This is a genomic window from Micromonospora parathelypteridis (assembly GCF_014201145.1).
Taxonomy (GTDB): Bacteria; Actinomycetota; Actinomycetes; order Mycobacteriales; family Micromonosporaceae; genus Micromonospora; species Micromonospora parathelypteridis.
This window is the reverse complement of record NZ_JACHDP010000001.1, coordinates 1,762,681-1,781,581: the sequence shown is the minus strand read 5'-3', so window position 1 is coordinate 1,781,581 and position 18,901 is coordinate 1,762,681. Positions and strand designations below refer to the sequence as shown.

General features: G+C 71.8%; 22 protein-coding genes. 15 read left to right on the top strand and 7 right to left on the bottom strand.

All coding sequences use genetic code 11. The features are described from left to right. Positions 1-735 (top strand): 16S rRNA (uracil(1498)-N(3))-methyltransferase, encoded by a 735-nt coding sequence (locus tag HNR20_RS07615; RefSeq protein WP_184177696.1) that lies wholly within the window; start codon positions 1-3, stop codon positions 733-735. Positions 736-757: 22 nt separating this feature from the next. Here the strand turns inward: HNR20_RS07615 and HNR20_RS07610 are convergent, their stop codons facing one another. Then, positions 758-1,519 carry an SDR family NAD(P)-dependent oxidoreductase gene (locus tag HNR20_RS07610; protein WP_184177694.1) on the bottom strand — a complete coding sequence of 254 codons (762 nt, stop codon included), beginning with the start codon at positions 1,517-1,519 and terminating at the stop codon, positions 758-760. 43 nt (positions 1,520-1,562) lie between these two features. Between HNR20_RS07610 and HNR20_RS07605 the strand changes: the two genes are divergently transcribed. From HNR20_RS07605 to HNR20_RS07570, 8 genes are all read left to right on the top strand, one after another. Continuing rightward, the gene (locus tag HNR20_RS07605; protein ID WP_184177692.1) at positions 1,563-1,922 is read left to right on the top strand and encodes a histidine triad nucleotide-binding protein; all 360 of its coding nucleotides are present in this window, start codon (positions 1,563-1,565) and stop codon (positions 1,920-1,922) included. Beyond that, positions 1,919-3,307 carry a serine hydrolase domain-containing protein gene (locus tag HNR20_RS07600; protein WP_184177691.1) on the top strand — a complete coding sequence of 463 codons (1,389 nt, stop codon included), beginning with the start codon at positions 1,919-1,921 and terminating at the stop codon, positions 3,305-3,307. The genes HNR20_RS07605 and HNR20_RS07600 overlap by 4 nt, the downstream gene beginning before the upstream one ends. A gap of 132 nt (positions 3,308-3,439) precedes the next feature. Beyond that, positions 3,440-4,498, top strand: coding sequence for a PhoH family protein (locus HNR20_RS07595; RefSeq protein WP_184177689.1), 1,059 nt, complete (start codon positions 3,440-3,442; stop codon positions 4,496-4,498). 15 nt (positions 4,499-4,513) lie between these two features. After that, positions 4,514-4,987, top strand: a complete 474-nt coding sequence (gene ybeY / locus HNR20_RS07590) for an rRNA maturation RNase YbeY (protein WP_110562700.1) — start codon at positions 4,514-4,516, stop codon at positions 4,985-4,987. Continuing rightward, entirely contained in the window at positions 4,963-6,387 is a 1,425-nt protein-coding gene (locus tag HNR20_RS07585) for a hemolysin family protein (protein WP_184188129.1), read from the top strand. The genes ybeY and HNR20_RS07585 overlap by 25 nt, the downstream gene beginning before the upstream one ends. Further along, entirely contained in the window at positions 6,380-6,766 is a 387-nt protein-coding gene (locus tag HNR20_RS07580; RefSeq protein ID WP_184177687.1) for a cytidine deaminase-like protein, read from the top strand. Before HNR20_RS07585 ends, HNR20_RS07580 begins: the two co-directional genes overlap by 8 nt. A 5-nt stretch (positions 6,767-6,771) precedes the next feature. Then, positions 6,772-7,668: a GTPase Era gene (gene era, locus HNR20_RS07575; RefSeq protein ID WP_373291061.1), complete on the top strand. Its 897-nt coding sequence runs from the start codon at positions 6,772-6,774 to the stop codon at positions 7,666-7,668. 157 nt (positions 7,669-7,825) lie between these two features. Then, positions 7,826-8,932, top strand: coding sequence for an acyltransferase family protein (locus HNR20_RS07570; protein ID WP_184177683.1), 1,107 nt, complete (start codon positions 7,826-7,828; stop codon positions 8,930-8,932). On the opposite strand, the gene HNR20_RS07565 is transcribed toward HNR20_RS07570, so the two are convergent. Then, the gene (locus tag HNR20_RS07565) at positions 8,913-9,722 is read right to left on the bottom strand and encodes a DUF4097 family beta strand repeat-containing protein (RefSeq protein ID WP_184177681.1); all 810 of its coding nucleotides are present in this window, start codon (positions 9,720-9,722) and stop codon (positions 8,913-8,915) included. The genes HNR20_RS07570 and HNR20_RS07565 overlap by 20 nt on opposite strands. 102 nt (positions 9,723-9,824) lie before the next feature. Here HNR20_RS07565 and recO point away from each other — a divergent pair, with 102 nt between their 5' ends. From recO to HNR20_RS07540, 5 genes are all read left to right on the top strand, one after another. Next, a complete protein-coding gene (gene recO / locus HNR20_RS07560) occupies positions 9,825-10,691 on the top strand; it encodes a DNA repair protein RecO (protein ID WP_184177679.1) in 867 nt (288 codons plus the stop codon). 4 nt (positions 10,692-10,695) lie between these two features. Next, positions 10,696-11,508: an isoprenyl transferase gene (locus HNR20_RS07555; RefSeq protein WP_184177677.1), complete on the top strand. Its 813-nt coding sequence runs from the start codon at positions 10,696-10,698 to the stop codon at positions 11,506-11,508. 71 nt (positions 11,509-11,579) lie between these two features. Next, positions 11,580-11,765 (top strand): hypothetical protein, encoded by a 186-nt coding sequence (locus tag HNR20_RS07550; protein ID WP_088988090.1) that lies wholly within the window; start codon positions 11,580-11,582, stop codon positions 11,763-11,765. A 308-nt stretch (positions 11,766-12,073) separates the two neighbouring features. After that, the gene (locus tag HNR20_RS07545; protein ID WP_229687218.1) at positions 12,074-12,301 is read left to right on the top strand and encodes a thioredoxin reductase; all 228 of its coding nucleotides are present in this window, start codon (positions 12,074-12,076) and stop codon (positions 12,299-12,301) included. Further along, positions 12,298-13,065 (top strand): pirin family protein, encoded by a 768-nt coding sequence (locus HNR20_RS07540; RefSeq protein WP_229687217.1) that lies wholly within the window; start codon positions 12,298-12,300, stop codon positions 13,063-13,065. The genes HNR20_RS07545 and HNR20_RS07540 overlap by 4 nt, the downstream gene beginning before the upstream one ends. Positions 13,066-13,191: 126 nt before the next feature. On the opposite strand, the gene gnd is transcribed toward HNR20_RS07540, so the two are convergent. Both gnd and HNR20_RS07530 read right to left on the bottom strand, forming a co-directional pair. Then, positions 13,192-14,634, bottom strand: a complete 1,443-nt coding sequence (gene gnd / locus HNR20_RS07535; RefSeq protein ID WP_184177675.1) for an NADP-dependent phosphogluconate dehydrogenase — start codon at positions 14,632-14,634, stop codon at positions 13,192-13,194. Positions 14,635-14,744: 110 nt separating this feature from the next. Then, positions 14,745-15,041: an MTH1187 family thiamine-binding protein gene (locus tag HNR20_RS07530; RefSeq protein WP_184177673.1), complete on the bottom strand. Its 297-nt coding sequence runs from the start codon at positions 15,039-15,041 to the stop codon at positions 14,745-14,747. A 290-nt stretch (positions 15,042-15,331) separates the two neighbouring features. On the opposite strand from HNR20_RS07530, the gene HNR20_RS07525 reads away from it, so the two are divergent. After that, positions 15,332-15,715: a hypothetical protein gene (locus tag HNR20_RS07525; RefSeq protein ID WP_184177671.1), complete on the top strand. Its 384-nt coding sequence runs from the start codon at positions 15,332-15,334 to the stop codon at positions 15,713-15,715. 209 nt (positions 15,716-15,924) lie between these two features. Here the strand turns inward: HNR20_RS07525 and HNR20_RS07520 are convergent, their stop codons facing one another. The 3 genes from HNR20_RS07520 to HNR20_RS07510 all read right to left on the bottom strand — a co-directional run bounded on the left by HNR20_RS07520 (position 15,925) and on the right by HNR20_RS07510 (position 18,888). Then, on the bottom strand, positions 15,925-16,725 hold the full coding sequence (locus tag HNR20_RS07520; protein WP_184177669.1) for an energy-coupling factor transporter transmembrane component T family protein: 801 nt from the start codon (positions 16,723-16,725) through the stop codon (positions 15,925-15,927). After that, positions 16,722-18,152 carry an ABC transporter ATP-binding protein gene (locus HNR20_RS07515; protein WP_184177667.1) on the bottom strand — a complete coding sequence of 477 codons (1,431 nt, stop codon included), beginning with the start codon at positions 18,150-18,152 and terminating at the stop codon, positions 16,722-16,724. Before HNR20_RS07515 ends, HNR20_RS07520 begins: the two co-directional genes overlap by 4 nt. A 142-nt stretch (positions 18,153-18,294) precedes the next feature. Next, entirely contained in the window at positions 18,295-18,888 is a 594-nt protein-coding gene (locus HNR20_RS07510) for an ECF transporter S component (RefSeq protein WP_184177665.1), read from the bottom strand. Positions 18,889-18,901: the final 13 nt, after the last annotated feature.

The following is an 18,901-nucleotide window of genomic DNA, read 5'->3' as shown; positions in this document are numbered from 1 at the left end:
GTGTCCGCGCCGCTGTTCCTGGTCGAGGCGCTGCCCACCGGCGACGCGCTCACCCTGGACGGCCCGGAGGGGCACCACGCCGCGACCGTGCAGCGGCTGCGCGTCGGCGAGGAGCTGCTGCTCGCCGACGGTCGGGGCGGCACGGCCGCCGCGGTGGTCACCGCCGTCGGCCGGGGCAGCCTGGAGGTCACCGTCACCTCCCGGGGGTACGCGGACGCGCCCGTACCCCGGCTGGTGACCGTGCAGGGCATCGCCAAGGGCGACCGGGGTGAGCTGGCCGTGCAGGCGATGACCGAGGTCGGGGTCGACGAGATCGTGCCCTGGGCGGCGTCCCGCTCGGTGACGCAGTGGCGCGGAGACCGTGGCGTACGCGCCCGGGACAAGTGGGTGGCCACCGCTCGGGAGGCCGCCAAGCAGGCGCGCCGTCCCTGGCTGCCGGTGGTGGCCGGTGCGCCGGACGAGTCCACCGCGACGGTGGCCCGCCGGATCACCGGCGCCGCCGCCGGCTTCGTGCTGCACGAGGAGGCAACGGAGCGGCTCACTACCGCCGAGCTGCCGTCCGCCGGTGAGATCGTCCTGGTGGTGGGGCCCGAAGGGGGCATCGCCCCGGCCGAGCTGACAGCTTTTCAGGAGGCTGGAGGCCGGCCGGTGCGGCTCGGGCCGGCCGTGCTGCGTACCTCCACCGCCGGCGTGGCGGCGCTCAGCGTGCTCGCCACCCGGCTCGGCCGCTGGTAGTTCCAGCCCTGCCGCTCGTGGTTCAGCTGCGCAGGTAGGAAGCGCCGTTGAGGTCGACGATCGTGCCGGAGGCCCACTCGGCCTCCGGCGAGGCCAGCCAGTGCACCGCGGCGGCGATCTCCTCCGGTCGGGCCACCCGGTCGAACGGGCTCTGCGCCCGGATGGCCGCGCCCTGCTCGCCGCCCAGGCGCTCGGCGACCATGTCGGTCGCCACGAAGCCCGGCGCGACGGTGGCGACCGCGATGCCGTACGGCGCGAGCGCCACGGCGAGGGACTGGCCCAGCGCGTTCAGTCCCGCCTTGCTGGCGCCGTACGCCGGCTGGTCCGGCTCGCCGCGGAAGGCGCCTCGGGACGAGACGTTGACGATCCGACCGCCGCGTTCCCGCATGTGCTGGGCAGCGCACCAGGTGACGTTTCCCGCACCGGTCAGGTTGGTCTCCAGCACCTGCCGCCAGCGCTTCTGCCACTGCTCGTAGGACGCGCCGAAGATGGGGTGCGGGTCGTCCCGGTCGCCGTACATCCCGGCGTTGTTGACCAGCACGTCCAGCCCGCCGAGCAGTTCGGCGGACCGGTCGACCATGGCCCGGACCGCGTCCGGGTCGGTGAGGTCGGCGCGGACCACCACGTGCCCGGTGCCGGGCAGTTGCGCGCGCAGTTCCTCGGCCGCGTCGCCGGAGTCGCGGTGGTGGATCGCCACCCGGTCACCACCTGTCGCGAACGCCGTCGCCACCGCCCGGCCGATTCCGCGCGAAGCACCGGTCACGAGTACCGCTCGATCCGTCATGCCGGCCATCCTGCCTCAGCAGTCTTTTCCTTACACTGCCCGGATGGGATCCGACTGCCTGTTCTGCCGCATCGTCGCCGGGGAGATTCCGGCCACCGTGGTCCGGGAGACCGACACCACGCTCGCCTTCCGTGACATCGACCCGAAGGCGCCGGTGCACGTCCTGGTCATTCCGAAGGAGCACTACGCGGACATCGCCACGCTCGCCCAGGGTGACCCGGCGTTGGCCGCGGACGTGCTGGCGACGTCGGCCGCGGTGGCCGAGGACGAGGGCCTGCTCGGCGACGGGTTCCGGTTGATGTTCAACACCGGCGCGTACGGCGGTCAGGAGGTGTTCCACGTGCACGCACATCTGCTCGGCGGCGCACCGCTCGGCCCGATGCTCGCTCGGAACCTGGCATGAGCGAACCCGGTAGTCGCGTGGACGAGCGCCTGGGCCGGCTGGTCCGGCGGGTGCAGGCCGATGCGCGGGTGCCGGCGGTGTCGGCGGCGCTGCACCGGGCCGACCGACCGCTCTGGACCTGCACCATCGGCGCGACCGGCACCGACGACCCGCTGGGGCCGGGCACCCAGTTCCGGATCGGCTCGATCACCAAGACCTTCACCGCGGTGCTCACGCTGCAGTGCCGCGACGACGGGCTGCTGGACCTGGACGACCCGATCGGCCGGCACCTGGATCTCCCCGCACACGGCGAGCTGACCGTCCGCCGGTTGCTGTCGCACACCGGTGGCCTGCAACGCGAGCCGTTCGGCGACGTCTGGGACAGCCTGCGCGCGCCGGACGCCGAGCAGTTGCTGGCTGAGCTGGACCGGGCCGAGCGGGTGCTGCCGACGGGCCGCCGGTTCCACTACTCCAACCTGGGCATGGCCGTGCTCGGGCAACTCGTCGCCCGGCTGCGCGGCGAGAGCTGGGCGCAGTCGCTCACCGAGCGGGTCCTGACGCCGCTGGGGCTGACCGACACCACGGTGACCCCTCGGCCGACGGCGGCCACCGGATTCCTGGTCGACGCGTACTCCGACGAGGCACACCCGGAGCCGCCGACCGATTTCGGCGCGGTCGGTCCGGCCGCCCAGCTCTGGAGCACCGCGACCGACATGGCCCGCTGGGCGGCGTTCCTCGCCGACCCGGCCGCGCTGGACCCGGCCGGCGCGGTCCTCGCTCCCGCCACGCTGGACGAGATGCGCTGGCCGGTGACCACCACCGACGAGACGCTCTGGGGCGCGGGCTTCGGTCTCGGGCTGATCCTGGTCCCACAGGGGGATCGGGTGGTGCACGTGGGGCACGACGGGGCGATGCCCGGTTTCCTCGCCGGAGCGTACGGCCGGCGAGGAGGCGACGGCACGGCCGGCGCGATGGGTGCCGCGGTGCTCGGCTCGTCCGGCACGGCGGCCGAGGTGTTCGATCTGCCGCACCGGCTGCTCGCGGCGGCGGTCGAGCACGACCCGGCCGAGATCGAGCCGTGGCGGCCCGGCGCACCCGCCCCGGCGGCCCTGCGGGGAGTGCTCGGACGCTGGTGGGGCGAGGGCTTCGAGTACGTCTTCTCCTGGCACGACGGCGCCCTGCGGGCGCGGGGGGTCGGCGACCCCGCCGGACGCCCACCGGCGATCTTCACCCCACTGCCGGACCAGCCGGACGTGTTCCGCACGGTCTCCGGTCGGGAGGTCGGTGAGCTGCTGCGGCTGACCCGGGACGAGACCGGCGCGGTGGTCCGGATGCACTGGGCGACGTACCGGTTCACCCGTCACCAGGAGACCTTCGACCGGTACGACTTCCGGGCCGGGAGTTGATCGCGGCCAGCGGAAATGGGCGCGATGCGCCCTGCGTTGACCCGATACGATGGGTGGAACGTCCGCACGCCGTGCCAGCAGAGCCGGCTTCGAGATCGAGAGCAGGTGGCGCAGGGCCCTTCGGCCCGACCTATGACCGGCACCCCACCTCCCGGCCCGCCCCGGGTGCAGACCAGGATCACCGTGCCCGACCCGAAGATCATGGTCAATCTGCTCGGCGCAGGCGACGAGATCCTCCGACTCGTCGAACGCTCGGTCAACAGTGACGTGCACGTACGCGGCAACGAGATCACCATCACCGGTGAGCCCGCGGACAACGCCCTCGCCGAGCGGGTCTTCAGTGAGCTGCTCGAACTCATCGAGAAAGGCGAGACCCTGACCACTGACGCCGTCCGGCGTACCGTCGGCATGCTCGAGCAGGGCAGTGCCGAGCGGCCCGCCGAGGTTCTGACGCTCAACATCCTCTCCCATCGCGGGCGCACCATCCGCCCCAAGACGCTTGGGCAGAAGCGGTACGTCGACGCGATCGACTCCAACACCATCGTCTTCGGCATCGGCCCGGCCGGCACCGGAAAGACCTACCTGGCCATGGCGAAGGCCGTCCAGGCGTTGCAGGCCAAGCAGGTCAACCGGATCATCCTGACCCGGCCGGCGGTGGAGGCGGGCGAGCGCCTGGGCTTCCTGCCCGGCACGCTCAACGAGAAGATCGACCCGTACCTGCGCCCGCTCTACGACGCGCTGCACGAGATGCTCGACCCGGAGACGATCCCGAAGCTGATGGCCCAGGGGACGATCGAGGTCGCGCCACTCGCGTACATGCGCGGTAGGACCCTCAGCGACGCGTTCATCATCCTGGACGAGGCACAGAACACGACGCCCGAGCAGATGAAGATGTTCCTCACCCGGCTCGGCTTCAACTCCAAGATCGTCGTGACCGGTGACATCACCCAGGTGGACCTTCCCGGCGGGACCAGCAGCGGCCTGCGGGTCGTTCGGGAGATCCTGGAAAACGTCGACGACGTGCACTTCGCCCAGTTGTCCAGCTCCGACGTGGTCCGTCACCGGCTGGTCGGGGAGATCGTCGACGCGTACGCCCGCTGGGACGCCGAGCGGGAGAATCAGCAGGCGCAGGGCGTTCACGCCGTGCCGGGGCGACCCGCCCAGGGCGGCCGTGCCGGCCGTCGCCGCTAAAGCAGAGGAAAGCAGTTGTCCATCGAGATCGCCAACGAGTCCGGTGTCGAGGTCGACACCGACGCCGTGCTCGCCGTCGCCCGGCACGCCCTCGACGAGATGGGGGTCAACCCCCTCGCCGAGCTGTCCGTGCTGCTGGTCGACATCGACTACATGACCGAGCTGAACCACCGCTGGATGGGTGGCGACGGCCCGACCGACGTGCTCGCCTTCCCCATGGACGAGGGCAGCGTCGATCACGGCCCGGGTGAGTCCGCGCCCGCCGGCGGCGAGCCCGCCCTGCTCGGCGACATCGTGCTCTGCCCGGAGGTCGCGGCCAAGCAGGCGGCGACCGCCGGGCACGCACCGGCCGACGAGCTGCACCTGCTCACCGTGCACGGGGTGCTGCACCTGCTCGGCTACGACCACGCCGAGCCGGAGGAGGAGCGGGAGATGTTCGCTCTCCAGGCTCGCCTGCTCACGAGCTGGCGGTCGACCCGCACCCAGTGATGTCCACTCCTCCGTTACTGGCGGCCGGCGCCACCGCCGGCCTTCCCGACCTGCAGCTGATCGTCTTCGCGGCCGGCTTGGTGGTGTTGGCCGGTCTGATCGCGATGACCGAGGCGGCGCTCGCCGCGGTCTCGCCAGCCCGGGCTGCCGAGCTGGCCCGCGACGGCGTGCGGGGCGCGCGCACCCTCCAGGTCGTCGCCGGCGACGTCGTCCGGCACCTCAATCTGCTCCTGCTGTTGCGGCTGCTCGCCGAGCTGACCGCCACCACACTGGTGGCGCTGGTCGCGGTGGACAGCTTCGGCGCCGGCTGGCGGGCCGCTCTGGTGACCGCCGGCGCGATGACCGTGGTCAGCTTCGTGGTGGTCGGCGTCGCTCCGCGCACCATCGGCCGGCAGCACGCGTACGCCGTGGGTCGAGCGGTGGCGCCATTGGTCCGCTGGCTGGGCCGGGCGCTCAACCCGCTCGCGTCGCTGCTGATCCTGATCGGCAACGCGGTGACCCCGGGGCGCGGCTTCCGGGAGGGGCCCTTCGCCAGCCAGGTCGAGTTGCGTGAGCTGGTCGACCTGGCCGAGCAGCGCGGTGTGGTCGAGCACGGCGAGCGTCAGATGATCCACTCGGTCTTCGCGCTCGGTGACACCATCGCCCGCGAGGTGATGGTGCCGCGTACCGAGATGGTGTGGATCGAGGAAGGCAAGACGCTCGCGCAGGCGTTGGTGCTCTTCCTGCGTTCCGGTTTCTCCCGCATCCCGGTGATCGGCGAGAGCGTCGACGACGTGCTCGGTGTGCTCTACCTCAAGGATCTGATCCGGCGCTCCCGCGGCGGAGACCCGGAGGCCGAGCAGTTGCCGGTGGCCGAGCTGATGCGTCCGGCGACCTTCGTACCGGAGTCCAAGCCGGTCGACGACCTGCTGTCGGAGATGCAGGCGGCCCGCAACCACCTGGTCATCGTGGTCGACGAATACGGCGGCACCGGCGGTCTGGTCACCATCGAGGACATCCTGGAGGAAATCGTCGGTGAGATCACCGACGAGTACGATGTCGAACGCCCGCCCGTCGAACGTCTGGCGGACTCCTCGGTGCGGGTGACCGCCCGCCTGCCGGTGGAGACTCTGGGCGAGATGTTCGACACCGATCTGCCCACGGACGAGGTGGAGACGGTCGGTGGCCTGCTGGCCCAGTCGCTGGGACGCGTGCCGATCCCCGGCGCGGAGGTCGAGGTCGCCGGTCTCCGGCTGGTCGCCGAGGGCACCACCGGCCGACGCAACCGGATCGACACCGTCCTGGTCAGCCGGGTGGAGTCGGGCCAGGAGCAGGACACTGCGGGGCGCGGCGAGCACGCCGGCCCCGGGCACGACACGAACAACTATCGAGACGACGAGAGGCAATCCGCCGATGCCTGACACACCCGCCGCGCCTGCCGCCCGGCCCGCCCCCACCGCGTCGGCCGCGCTGAGCGCCGAGGACGGCAAACTCGTCGTCCTGGCCCGGGGAGCACGCGGACGGGTCGGCGCCGTAGAGGGCGCCGCGGTCCGGGATCAGGACGGCCGGACGTACGCCGCGGCCAGTGTCGCGCTGCCCTCGCTGACCCTCACCGCGTTGCAGTTGGCGGTCGCGTCGGCCGTGGCGGCCGGGGCGAGCCGGCTGGAGGCCGCGGCGGTGGTGACCGAGGCTTCGACCCTGGACGGCGCCGGGCATGCGGCGGTACGGGACCTCGCGGTGGACGCGCCGATCCACGTGGCCGCCCCGGACGGCACGATCCTCGGCACGGTGACTCAGTGAGCCCCGTGCAGGACCCGCAGGCACGGCCGTACCGGGCCGGTTTCGGTTGCTTCGTCGGCCGGCCCAACGCGGGCAAGTCGACGCTGACCAACGCCATCGTCGGCACCAAGATCGCGATCACCTCGAACAAGCCGCAGACCACCCGGCACGTCATCCGGGCCGTGCTGCACCGTCCGGAATCGCAGCTGGTCCTGGTCGACACGCCAGGTCTGCACCGTCCCCGTACCCTGCTCGGCGAGCGCCTCAATGATCTGGTCCGGTCGACCTGGACGGAGGTCGACGTGATCGGCCTCTGCATCCCGGCCGACGAGCCGGTCGGGCGCGGCGACCGGTTCATCAGCGGTGAGCTGGCCGAGCTGAAGGCGACCGTGCTGGCGGTGGTCACCAAGACCGACCTGGTGGACAAGCGTCGCCTGGCGGAGCAGTTGCTCGCGGTCAGCGAGATGGGGGAGTTCGCCGAGATCGTGCCGGTGAGCGCGGTCTCCGGGCACCAGGTGGACACGCTCGTCGATGTGATGACCAAATACCTGCCGCCGTCGCCGCAGCTCTACCCGGACGACATGCTGACCGACGATCCCGAGCAGGTGCTGGTCGCGGAGCTGATCCGGGAAGCCGCCCTGGAGGGGGTCCGCGACGAGCTGCCGCACTCCATCGCCGTGGTGGTGGAGGAGATGATCCCTGAGGGTCAGGTCATGAAGATCTACGCCGACCTGTACGTGGAGCGGCCCAGCCAGAAGGCCATCGTGCTCGGTCACAAGGCGAGCCGCCTCAAGGAGGTCGGCACCAACGCCCGCCGGCAGATCGAGGAGTTGCTGGGCGGCCGGGTCTATCTCGACCTGCACGTGCGGGTCGCGAAGGACTGGCAGCGCGACCCGAAGCAGTTGCGCAAGCTGGGCTTCTGACCTACCCCGCCGAGGCGGGTGCCCGGCCGGCGACATGATCGTCTTCGGTCGGGCAGATGGGGAAGTTCACGTTTGGGTGGGGGTCGCGGCCGTTTGGTGTGGGAGCCGCGCAGGGTAGGGGAGGTATGCCCCGCGTCCCCGACCGAGATGCAGGCTGATGCGCAACAGGTATCTCGATCTGCTCCGTTTCCTGGCCATCGTCCGAGTGATCGTCTACCACGTCACCGGGTACGCGACCCTCACCCTCGTCTTCCCCGCCATGTCGGTGATGTTCGCGCTGGCCGGTTCGCTGATGGCCGCGTCGCTGACCCGCTCCGGGCCGGCGGCGGTCGGGCGTCGACTGCGCCGACTGCTGCCGTCGCTCTGGGTGCTCGCCGTGGTCTTCGTACCGGCCATGCTGCTCAGCGGGATGGCGCTGACACCCCGAGTTCTGCTGTGGCTGTTTCCGATCGCCGACCCGCCCGCCAACAACTGGGGTGCCCTGGCGCTGAGCATCATCTGGTACCTGCGCGACTACCTGTGGTTCGTGCTCGCCTCACCTGTCGCGTTCTGGCTGTTCCGGCGTGCCCCTCTGCTCACCCTGCTGGCGCCGTACCTCCTGCTGGTGGCGATCGAGGCGGGGATCTACCCGGCGGCGCCGCCGGTGCTGCGTGAGTTCGGGCTCTATTTCGGAGCGTGGATGCTCGGCTTCGCCCATCACGCCGGGATGCTGCGCCGGCTCTCCGGCTGGTTGCTCTACCCGCTGGCACTCGCACTCGCGGTCGGCGGCGGCGCCTGGATCGTCGGGCATCCCGGTCCCCGCGGGTACGACCTGAACGACAACCACCTGGGCAACGCCCTCTGGTCGGCCGCGTTCATCCTGATCGTGTTGGGTCGGGCACCGTCCGGGGTGGGCTGGCTGGGTCGCAGCCGACTGTTCGACCGGGCGGTGACCGTGGTCAACCGACGGGCGCTCACCATCTACCTCTGGCACATGCCGTTCGTGGTGGCGCTCACCCCGCTGGTCAGCGTGGTGGGTTGGTCCCCTCGGCAGCCGGTGGGGTTGGCCATTCGGGTGCTGCTGGTCTTCGCGCTGGTCGGGCTGGTCACCTTGGCCATCGGCTGGGTCGAGGACGTCGCCGCCCGTCGCCGCCCGGAGCTGATCCCCGGCGGCCCGGTCCCGTCCGCCGGGGCGGCGGAGGCGACCGGCGAACGAACGGTGGTACCGGCGCAGCGGGTGGCCGGGGAATCCGCCAGCGTCGAGATCAACGCTGGCGGATCGTGAGGTTGCCGCTGCTGGCCGAACCGTCGAGGACCAGGGACGCCGCCGGGTTGTCGGCGACGGTGACGGTCTTGTCGCCGGAGTCGGCGTTGGACCGGACCCGGTAGCTGCCCTCCGGCACCAGCAGCGTGACGTCACCGCTGGACGCGTGGACCCGGGCCGAGGCGGGCTTGTCCAGCTCGACGTTGACGTTGCCGGAGGTGGCCTCCGCGTCGACCGTGCCGCTCAGCCGGCGTGCGCTGATGTCTCCGGACGAGGCGCGCAGCCGTACCGCGGCGGCGGCCTCGCTCACCTCGATGTTGCCGGACTGGGTCTCCACCCCGAGCGCGCCAGACGCACCGGAGACCCGCACGTCGCCCGAGCTCAGCCGCACGTCCACCGCGCCGACCCGGCTCAGCTCGATGTTGCCGGAGCTGGTCTCGCCCTGCACCGTCACGCCCTCCGGCACCGTCACCTCGTAGGAGATGCTGCACCGCGAGCCGCAGTCGGTGTCCAGCACCAGCTCGCTGCCTTTGATCTCGTACCGGGCGTTGTCGGGTTCACCGCCCTGGTAGCGCACCACCCGCTTGATCCGCACCTGGGACGCCGGGCCGGTGCCGCGGACCACCACGTCGCCCGCACCACCCGACAGTCGGATCGTGGTGACCTGGACTTCCTCGGTGTTGTCGTAGTCGAGCCGGCGGAACGACAGGTTGTCGCACCCGGCGAGCACGATGAGGGTGGTGGCGAGCCCCAGCGCGACGGGAGTGACGACGCGACGGCGGCGGGGGGTGGTGGTCCGGTGCAGTGCCATGGCCAGCACGCTACGGCCGAGCGAGAGCCCGGCGCATCGGGGTTCAGCCGCGCGTCCACCCCGAACCAACCCTGATTTCACACCCCGAGGGAGAATGGCCCGATGGCCGGGTATCGCCGACAGCTCTACCGCGACGACGCGGTGGTGCTGCGTGTGCAGAAACTCGGCGAGTCTGACCGGATCATCACCCTGCTCACCCGCCGGCACGGCCGGCTGCGCGCGGTGGCCCGGGGCATCCGCCGCACCACCAGCAAGTTCGGTGCCCGGTTGGAGCCGTTCGGCCACGTCGACCTCCAGCTCGCCGGTGACCCGAAGGGCAACCACGGCAGCTCACTGCACACCGTCAGCCAGGTCGAGGGCATCGAGCTGTACGGCAAGCGGTTCCTGGGGGATTACCCCCGCTACACGGCGGCCAGTGCGATCGCCGAGACGGCGGAGCGGCTGACCCCGGTCGAGCGGGAGCCGTCGCTGCGGCTGTTCCAGCTCACCGTGGGCGCGCTGAAGGCGCTGTCCCGGGGCGAGCATGACACCACCCTGGTGCTCGACGCGTACCTGCTGCGCGGGATGTCCCTCGCCGGCTGGGCGCCGGCGCTGATCGCCTGCGCGGTGTGCGGCACCCCCGGGCGGCACCGGGCGTTCTCCGTGCCGGCCGGTGGCGCGGTCTGCCCGGATTGTCGGCCACCCGGGGCGGCTCACCCCGCGCCGGCCACCATCGATCTGATGTCCGCGCTGACCACCGGCGACTGGGTGGTCGCCGACGCCACCGACTCCGGCGTACGCCGGGAGTGCAGTGGGCTGGTCGCGGCTCACCTGCAGTGGCACCTGGAGCGCGCGCTACGCTCGCTGCCGCTGGTCGACCGGGGTCCCTCGGCGGCCGGCACGGTCCCGCCACCGGAAGGCACCGGGGCCGTGGTGCTCCGGCCACGTGGCGACATCGAGGCCGGGGCGGACAGCGCGAGCAAGGAGTGACCGAGTGATCCGATCGAAGAAGGCCGGCCGGCGCGAGCCGACGCCGCCGACACCGCATCCGTCCGGCGCCCGGCCGCCGGCGCTGCCCACCGAGGCGGTGCCGAAGCACGTGGCGGTGGTGATGGACGGCAACGGTCGCTGGGCCAAGGAGCGCGGGCTGGCCCGCACCAAGGGTCACGAGGCGGGGGAGCACAGCCTTTTCGACACCATCGAGGGTGCGATCGAGATGGGCATCCCGTACCTGTCGGCGTACGCCTTCTCCACGGAGAACTGGCGGCGCTCGCCCGACGAGGTCCGGTTCCTGATGGGGTTCAACCGGGACGTGATCCGTCGCCGCCGCGACCAGCTGGTCGACCTCGGCGTCCGGGTGGTCTGGTCGGGTCGGTCCGGGCGGTTGTGGAAGAGCGTCATCTCCGAGCTGCAGACCGCCGAGGAGATGTCCCGCGACAACTCGACGTTGACCCTGCAGTTCTGCGTCAACTACGGCGGGCAGGCCGAGATCGGTGACGCCGCCGCCGCGATCGCCCGTGACGTGGCGGCCGGGCGGCTGGATCCGGCGAAGGTCAACGAAAAGACCGTGGCGAAATACCTCTACCACCCGGAGATCCCGGAGGTGGACCTGTTCCTGCGCCCCTCCGGGGAGGAGCGGATCTCCAACTTCCTGCTCTGGCAGGCCGCGTACTCCGAGCTGGTCTTCCTGGACACGCTCTGGCCCGACTTCGATCGCCGCCACCTCTGGTATGCGTGCGAGTTGTACGCGCAGCGGGACCGGCGCTTCGGCGGGGCGCTGCCCAACCCGGTCGCCCCGGTCATCTGAGGCGGCGCGCTTACCCTCACGTCACTCTGGGTATCACCTCTGTCAGAAGCCACTGACGGAGGTGAACCCACATGATCCAGAAGCGCATTGCCCAGTGGGCGGTGATGGCGGTCGCGGTGCCACTGGCGGCTGCCGGTGCCCGCCGGCTCAGCCACACCCTGGAGGCCCGGCGTGGTCCCTCCGGGGCGACCCGGTTGCTGACCAGGGGTGCGGACCTGATCCGCCCGCAGAAGGCCAAGCGCCGCAGGTTCTTCTAACCCCCAGACCCCACCCTCCCGGCGCCGCCCGCACCCCGTGCAGGCGGCGCCGCCCCATCCCCACCCACCCGGCCCCCGCCCTGCCCCGCCCTGCCCCCCGCCCTGCCCCTCGCGGTCGATCATGGAGTTGTGGTGGACGGTTCAGGCGCTTTCACGACTTCTGTCCACCACCACAGCTCCATGATCGACGCGGCAAGGGTGGGGCGCGGTGGGGGTGGGCTGGGTTTGTGGTGCGGTTGTTCCGGGGTCTTGTGGGATGGGGGCGGGTAGGGTCCGGAGGTGGTGGGACGACGGCGATGGAGGTGGATGTGCGGGACCTTCGGTACAAGATGATCATGGCGTTGAACGCGGCTGACCTTGGTGATCCGATCTGTGAGCAGGTGGCCGACATCTGTGCCGAGATCGCCGAACAGCACTGCGCCGAATTCGGTCACACACCGCAGCTGCGTACCGGCGAGATCGCCGAGCTGGCCACCGGCGACCCGGCCCTGACCTGGGCGCCGACGACCCCCGACGCCGTGCAGCGTGCCTGGTGACCGCGACGGCCCCCGCCCCCGCGGTCGACGTACGCCGTGGTGAGGATCGCTTCGCCACCCGGATCTCCTGGCTCGACTCCAAGCACTCGTTCTCGTTCTCCCGGCACTACGACCCGGCCAACACACACCACGGTCTGCTGCTGGTGAACAACGACGACGTGGTGCACCCGGGGGCTGGCTTCGAGACCCACCCGCACCAGGACATGGAGATCATCACCTGGGTGCTGCGCGGCTCCCTGGTGCACCAGGACTCCACCGGGCACTCCGGGGTGATCTACCCGGGCCTGGCCCAGCGGATGAGCGCCGGCACCGGCATCCTGCACTCCGAGAAGAACGACGCCTGGCGACTCAACAACCAGGAGCCGCACACCGACCCGGTCCACTTCGTCCAGATGTGGGTGCTCCCCGACGAACAGGGTGTCGACCCCGGCTACGAGCAGCTGGAAATCGAGGACGAACTGCTCCGCGGCGGCCTGGTGCCGGTCGCATCCGGGATGGACCGCTATGACGGCGCGTCGGCGATCCGGATCCGCAACCGGTACGCGACTCTGCACGCCGCTCGGCTCGCCCCCGGCGACGAGGTCACCATCCCCGACGCGCCCTTCGTGCACCTGTATGTGCCCAACGGCACGGTGACCCTGGAGGGCAGCGGCCCGCTCGGCACCGGCGACGCGGCCCGGCTCACCATGACCGGCGGCCGGCGGGTCACCGCCGACGAGCCAGCCGAGATCCTCGTCTGGGAGATGCACGCCACCGTCGCCTGACCGCCAGAAGGCGCGCACCGCCGCCATGATCTCGCCCGAACATGGATGTAGTGGCCTCCCCATCGGGGGAGACCACTACATCCAGGATCGAGCACGATCACGGCAGCGCGGGGCGTGCCGCGCCGGCTACGCGGGAGACTCGGTGCGGTCGCCGGCCCAGGTGGTGTGGAACGAGCCCTCGCGGTCCACCCGCTGGTAGGTGTGCGCACCGAAGTTGTCCCGCAGACCCTGGATCAGCGCGGCGGGCAGCCGCTCGGCGCGCAGCGCGTCGAAGTACGCCAGCGACGACGAGAACGCGGGCGTCGGCACACCGGCCCGGGTCGCGTCGGCGACCACCCGCCGCCAGCTCGGCACGCCAGCGCCGACCGCCTCGGCGAAGTACGGCGCCACCAGCAGCGTCGGCAGGTCGGGCTGCTCGTCGTACGCCTCGCGGATCCGGTTCAGGAAGCGCGCCCGGATGATGCAGCCGCCCCGCCAGATCGTCGCCGTGCCGCCGAGGTCGATGTTCCAGTCGTACTCCTGGCTCCCGGCGCGGATGTGGTCGAAGCCCTGCGCGTACGCGACGATCTTGGAGGCGAGTAGCGCGCGGCGAACGTCCTCGATGAAGGCGTTCCGGTCCGCGACCTGCCACTTCTCACCCGCGTCCGGGAACGCCCGCCGCGCGGCCTCCCGCTGGTCGACGTGTCCGGAGAGCGAGCGGGCGAAGGTCGCCTCGGCGATCCCGGTGATCGGAATGCCCAGGTCCAGTGCGCTCTGCACGGTCCACCGGCCGGTGCCCTTCTGCTCGGCCCGGTCCTGCACGATGTCGACGAACGCGCGGCCCGTCGCCGCGTCGGTGTGCGCGAGCACGTCGGCCGTGATCTCGATGAGGAACGACTCCAACTCGCCGCTGTTCCAGTCGCGGAAGATCTCCGCGATCTCCGCCGGCTCCGCGCCCAGACCGGCCCGAAGCAGGTCGTACGCCTCGGCGATGAGCTGCATGTCGGCGTACTCAATGCCGTTGTGCACCATCTTGACGAAGTGCCCGGCGCCGTCCGGCCCGATGTGCCTGCAGCAGGACACACCGTCCACCTGGGCGGCGATCTTCTCGAACATCGGCCCGAGCTTGGCGTACGACTCGGTGGAGCCGCCGGGCATGATGCTCGGCCCGAGCAGCGCGCCCTCCTCACCGCCGGAGACACCGGTGCCGCTGAAGTGCAGCCCCTGCGCGCGTAGCGACTCCTCCCGGCGGCGGGTGTCGGCGAAGTGCGCGTTGCCGCAGTCGACGATGATGTCGCCCTCCTCCAGCAGCGGCACCAACTCGTCGATCACCGCGTCGGTGGGGGCGCCCGCCTTGACCATCACGATCACCGCGCGGGGCCGTTCCAGCGACGCCACGAACTCGGCCATCGTCTCGCCGGGCACGAACGTGCCCTCGTCGCCATGCTCGGCGATGAGGCTGCGAGTGCGCGCAGGCGTTCGGTTGTGCACCGCCACCGTGAAGCCGTTACGGGCCAGGTTGCGGGCCAGGTTTCGGCCCATCACCGCCAACCCGGTCACACCGATCTGCGCCGTCGCCTGCTCAGCCATCCGTGCCGCCACCTCTCGCCGTCGTGCTGCTGTGCTGCCGTGCTGCGACCGTATCGCGGTGCGCGGCGGTACGGGCGTGTCGTCGACGCTCGGTCACCGGCCGGTGGCGCTCAGCCCTGGGCCAGTCGATCCTCCACGTGCGCCACCTTCGCGGTGAGCGCGTCGGTCACTCCGGGTCGGATGTCGGCCTTGAGCACCACGCTCACCCGGGGCGCCTGCGCGGCCACCACGTCGACCGCCTGCTTGACGACCGCCATCACCTCGTCCCACTCGCCCTCGATGGTGGTGAACATGGCGTCGGTGCGGTTGGGCAGGCCGGAGTCGCGGACCACCCGCACCGCGTCGGCGACCAGGTCACCGACGGACTCACCGACACCGAGCGGGGTTATCGAGAACGCGATCAGCATGCCGCTGATGGTGCCAGGAAAAATCGGCTGCGCCGACGTACGGCGAGCCGATAGTGTGCGGGCATGCGCAACTGACGCCCCTTCTCCGAGCCGGCCCGCCGCCCCGCGTCGCGGTCCGTGCGCTCCCGGGCGTCCCGCATCCCAGCCGCGTTCAGCGGTGCTGGCCGTGCCCGACTCCGGTGAGCAGTTCTCTCGCGTTCGACCGTCGCGCCGCGACGGTCACCAGCCGATCCGACCGACCGCCGGCAGCGCGGGACCGGCCGTGACGGTCGGCACCGAAGGAGGCCCGGATGCCCGCCAGGCGCAACCCGAAAAAGTCCCGTAAGACCCCGCTCGGCACCGCCCCGGCGACCGAGCGCGGCCCGCTCCCCGACCTGACGGTGCGGCCGGCTCTACCGGCTCTGCCGGTCGAGTCGATCCTGCCGCTCGACGTGCCGACGAGCGACGTGCCAGTGGTGGTCGACGTGCCCTCGGTGGGCGACGCGTTGGTCGTACCCCCGGTGGTCAACGTACCGACAACGCTGGACGTGTCCGCGGTGGTCGACCCGTCGTCGACCGCCGGACGGCCGGCGGCACCGAAGGCCGGACCGCCGCAGGCCGGCGGAGGCCGCTCCGGCGGCGGCAAGAGCCAGCGAGCGGGTCAACCGCGCCGCTACGCCTTCCGCCGCAGCTGAGCCACCCAACCCGACCCCGCCCGGCCCTCGCCCTGCCCGCCCCACCGATCTTGCAGCGCCGGTGTCCGATGTTCGGACCTGGGCATGATCGACTCCATGTCGCCGATGTGGCGGCATCCCGCCTCGCGGATACCGCAAGGTCGGCGACATGGAGTGGATCACCTCCGGACGCCCACCGCGCGGGGCCGGGTGGCGGCGGGGCCGGGCGCTTAGCCGATCAGAGGGCGGAAGGTGCCTAGGAGAACGCTTGTCGTCAGGGCGGCGCCGGCCAGTACGACCGCCCCGGTGATGAGGAGGGTGTCGGCGCGGGTGAAGCGTTGGCGGCGGGCGACGGTTCGGGGCGTACCGGCGTCGAAGCCGCGCGCGTCCATCGCGACGGCGAGGCGGGTGCCCCGGCGGATCGCCCCGACGAGCAGCGCGAACGCGGTGGAGGCGAACAGTCGCAGCTTCGCCACCGGGTTGCGTCCCGCGTCGACGCCCCGCGCGCGTCGGGCCATGCTGATCATCTGCCACTCCTGACCGAGCAGCGGCACCAGTCGGAACGCGGCCAACGCGCCGATGGCGAATCGGGCCGGTGCCTTCGCGTTCTGGATCAGCGCGTCGGCCAGGTCGGTGGGGTCGGTGGTCGCAAAGACGATCACACCGGGCAGGGCCACCGCGAAGACCCGCAGCACCAGGCCGAGCGCGGTGAGCAGCACGCCGGTGCTCACCAGCACCGGTCCGACGTCCAGGAGTACCCGGCCGGACCGGTCGGCCGCGAAGAGCACCAGGGTGACCAGGATGCCGGCCGCGCTGAGCAGCAGTGGCAGGGCCCGCCGGGCCAGTACCCGGTAGCCGATGCCGAACAGGGGCAGCACGGCGAGTTCGATCGCGATGGCGATCGCCGGCGCCACCGGGTCCAGAGTGGCCAGCAGGGTGAACGAGAAGACCAGCGCGGCGGCCACCTTCGCCACCGGGTTGCGGCGGGCCAACGGCGCGCCGGGCGCCGCGACCGGCTCAATGTTGATCATCGGTCGCCGTCGCCAGCTCGGTGGAGGGTGACGGTGCGGTCGGCGAGCGCGGCGACGAAGTCCGCGTCGTGGGTGACCGCGACCACGCCGTGCCCGGCGTCGCGCAGGTCGGCGAAGAGGTCGACCAGTTCCTGCCACGTCCGCCGGTCCTGGCCGAAGGTGGGTTCGTCGCAGATCAGCAGGCGGGGCGCGGTGGCCAGGGCGGTCGCCACGCTCAGCCGCCGCGCCTCCCCACCGGAGAGGGTGTACGGGTTGGCGGCGGCGAGCCGAGCCAGGCGCAGCCGTTCCAGCAGCCCGGCCACGGTCTCCTTGACGGCCGCCTCGGGCTGACCGGTCCGGCGCGGGCCCAGCGCCAGCTCGTCGAAGACGGTGCTGGTGACGAACTGGTGCTCCGGATCCTGGAAGACCGACCCGATCCGCCGGGCCAGCGCGGGGGCCCGCCAGCGGTGCGGGGGAGTGCGGTGGTCCGCGCCGGCCAGCTCGGCGGATGCGGTGACCCGCCCGGTGCCCGGCCGGAGCAACCCGCCGAGCAGCAACGCCAGGGTGGACTTGCCGGCGCCGTTGGGTCCGCGTACGGCGAGTGCCTCGCCGGCGCGTACCGCCAGGTCGGTGGAGCCCAGCCGGGGCGGCAGGCCGAGCCGGTCGGCGGTGAGCAGGAGGTCCCCGGGCGCGGCGGTTGCCGGCCGGGGCGTGATGGGGTGACCGGGCACCCACACCCCCTCGGCGGCCAGGGCGGCACCGTGCGCGGCGAAGACCGCCTCGGGGGTGCCGTCCGCGCGGACCCCGCCGCCGGGTTCCAGGACGACCACCCGGTCGACCAGCGGTAGTGCCTCGGCGACCCGGTGCTCGACCAGGATCAGCGTGGTGTCGGCGTCCAGCGCGCCGGCCACCGCCTGTCGGACCAGGTCGGCCCCGGCCGGATCGAGGTTGGCGGTTGGTTCGTCGAGCAGCAGCAACTCGGGGCGCAGGGCCAGCGCGCTGGCCAGGGCGAGGCGTTGCTGTTCGCCGCCGGAGAGCGCGGCGGTGTTGCGGTCGCGGGGGTACGGGAAGCCGACCCGGTGCAGCGCCTCGTCCACGCGGGGCCAGATCTCGTCGGTCGGTACCCCGCGGTTCTCCAGCCCGAACGCGACGTCGTCGCCGCAGCGCGCCATCACCAGTTGGGTCTCCGGGTCCTGGAAGACGATGCCGACCCGTTCCCGTCCCTTGCGCGGGTCGAGCCCGTCGATCTCGACGACGCCCTCCTGCTCGCCGGAGTCCTCGGGCAGCAGCCCGGCCAGGGCGCTGAGCAGGGTGCTCTTGCCGGCCCCGGAAGGCCCGAGCAGCAGGACCCGCTCCCCAGCCTCGACCCGCAGGTCAACGCCCCGCACAGCCCAGGCGCGCCGCCCAGCGTGCCGCCACCCGAACCCCCGCAGCGAAACCTCGCCCACCAAACCCACCCCCTCCCGGCCCCCGCACCCCCGCCGCCCCGCGCCCCGCGTCCCGCGTCTCACCTGTTGATCAAGAGGTTCGCGTCAGAAAATCGCGGTTCGTTGACGCAAACCTCTTGATCAACGCAGTCGACAGCGGTGGTCAGATGAGCGCGCGGTCCTGGGCTACCGGGAAGCGGTCCAGGACTCCCGTGTTGGCCAGGGCCCTGGTCAGCAGCCAGCCGCCGGCGCCGGCGATCACGGTGGCGCTGACGATGGTGAGCAGCGCGTACGGGATGCGGTAGTCGGCCAGCGCGTAGTCGACGTTCCAGACGAAGAAGTCGAAGAGCGCGGCGCTGAGGCCGGTCAGCGCGCCGGCCAGCATCGCGGTCGGCAGGCGGAACGACCGGTACCGGAAGGCGGCGAACGCCAACTCGGCGCCGATGCCCTGCACGATGCCCTGCGGGATGACCGTGCCGGCCCACTGGCTGCCCAGCAGCGCGGACAGGACGGCGGCCACCGTCTCGCAGTAGAGCGCGGCGCCGGGCTTGCGGATGACCAGACCGCCGATCACGGCCGGCATCAGCCAGACGCCGTAGAGCAGCGTCTGCGCCGGCGGGAAGAAGGCGAACGCGCCCTCGGTGGCGCTCCAGACCAGGCCCCACGCCCAGAAGATGACGCCGAAGGCGACCGCGATCACCGAGGCGACCACGATGTCGATGGTCCGCCAGCGGCTGGTGTCGGTGGTGGAATTCATGTGTTGCTCCCAG

Bases quoted from the DNA above. Each gene is read 5' to 3' on its own strand.
- HNR20_RS07610 (WP_184177694.1), bottom strand. From the start codon at position 1,519: ATGACGGATCGAGCGGTACTCGTGACCGGTGCTTCGCGCGGAATCGGC.
- HNR20_RS07605 (WP_184177692.1), top strand. From the start codon at position 1,563: ATGGGATCCGACTGCCTGTTCTGCCGCATCGTCGCCGGGGAGATTCCG.
- HNR20_RS07600 (WP_184177691.1), top strand. From the start codon at position 1,919: ATGAGCGAACCCGGTAGTCGCGTGGACGAGCGCCTGGGCCGGCTGGTC.
- HNR20_RS07595 (WP_184177689.1), top strand. From the start codon at position 3,440: ATGACCGGCACCCCACCTCCCGGCCCGCCCCGGGTGCAGACCAGGATC.
- HNR20_RS07580 (WP_184177687.1), top strand. From the start codon at position 6,380: ATGCCTGACACACCCGCCGCGCCTGCCGCCCGGCCCGCCCCCACCGCG.
- HNR20_RS07570 (WP_184177683.1), top strand. From the start codon at position 7,826: ATGCGCAACAGGTATCTCGATCTGCTCCGTTTCCTGGCCATCGTCCGA.
- HNR20_RS07565 (WP_184177681.1), bottom strand. From the start codon at position 9,722: ATGGCACTGCACCGGACCACCACCCCCCGCCGCCGTCGCGTCGTCACT.
- recO (WP_184177679.1), top strand. From the start codon at position 9,825: ATGGCCGGGTATCGCCGACAGCTCTACCGCGACGACGCGGTGGTGCTG.
- HNR20_RS07550 (WP_088988090.1), top strand. From the start codon at position 11,580: ATGATCCAGAAGCGCATTGCCCAGTGGGCGGTGATGGCGGTCGCGGTG.
- gnd (WP_184177675.1), bottom strand. From the start codon at position 14,634: ATGGCTGAGCAGGCGACGGCGCAGATCGGTGTGACCGGGTTGGCGGTG.
- HNR20_RS07530 (WP_184177673.1), bottom strand. From the start codon at position 15,041: ATGCTGATCGCGTTCTCGATAACCCCGCTCGGTGTCGGTGAGTCCGTC.
- HNR20_RS07525 (WP_184177671.1), top strand. From the start codon at position 15,332: ATGCCCGCCAGGCGCAACCCGAAAAAGTCCCGTAAGACCCCGCTCGGC.
- HNR20_RS07520 (WP_184177669.1), bottom strand. From the start codon at position 16,725: ATGATCAACATTGAGCCGGTCGCGGCGCCCGGCGCGCCGTTGGCCCGC.
- HNR20_RS07510 (WP_184177665.1), bottom strand. From the start codon at position 18,888: ATGAATTCCACCACCGACACCAGCCGCTGGCGGACCATCGACATCGTG.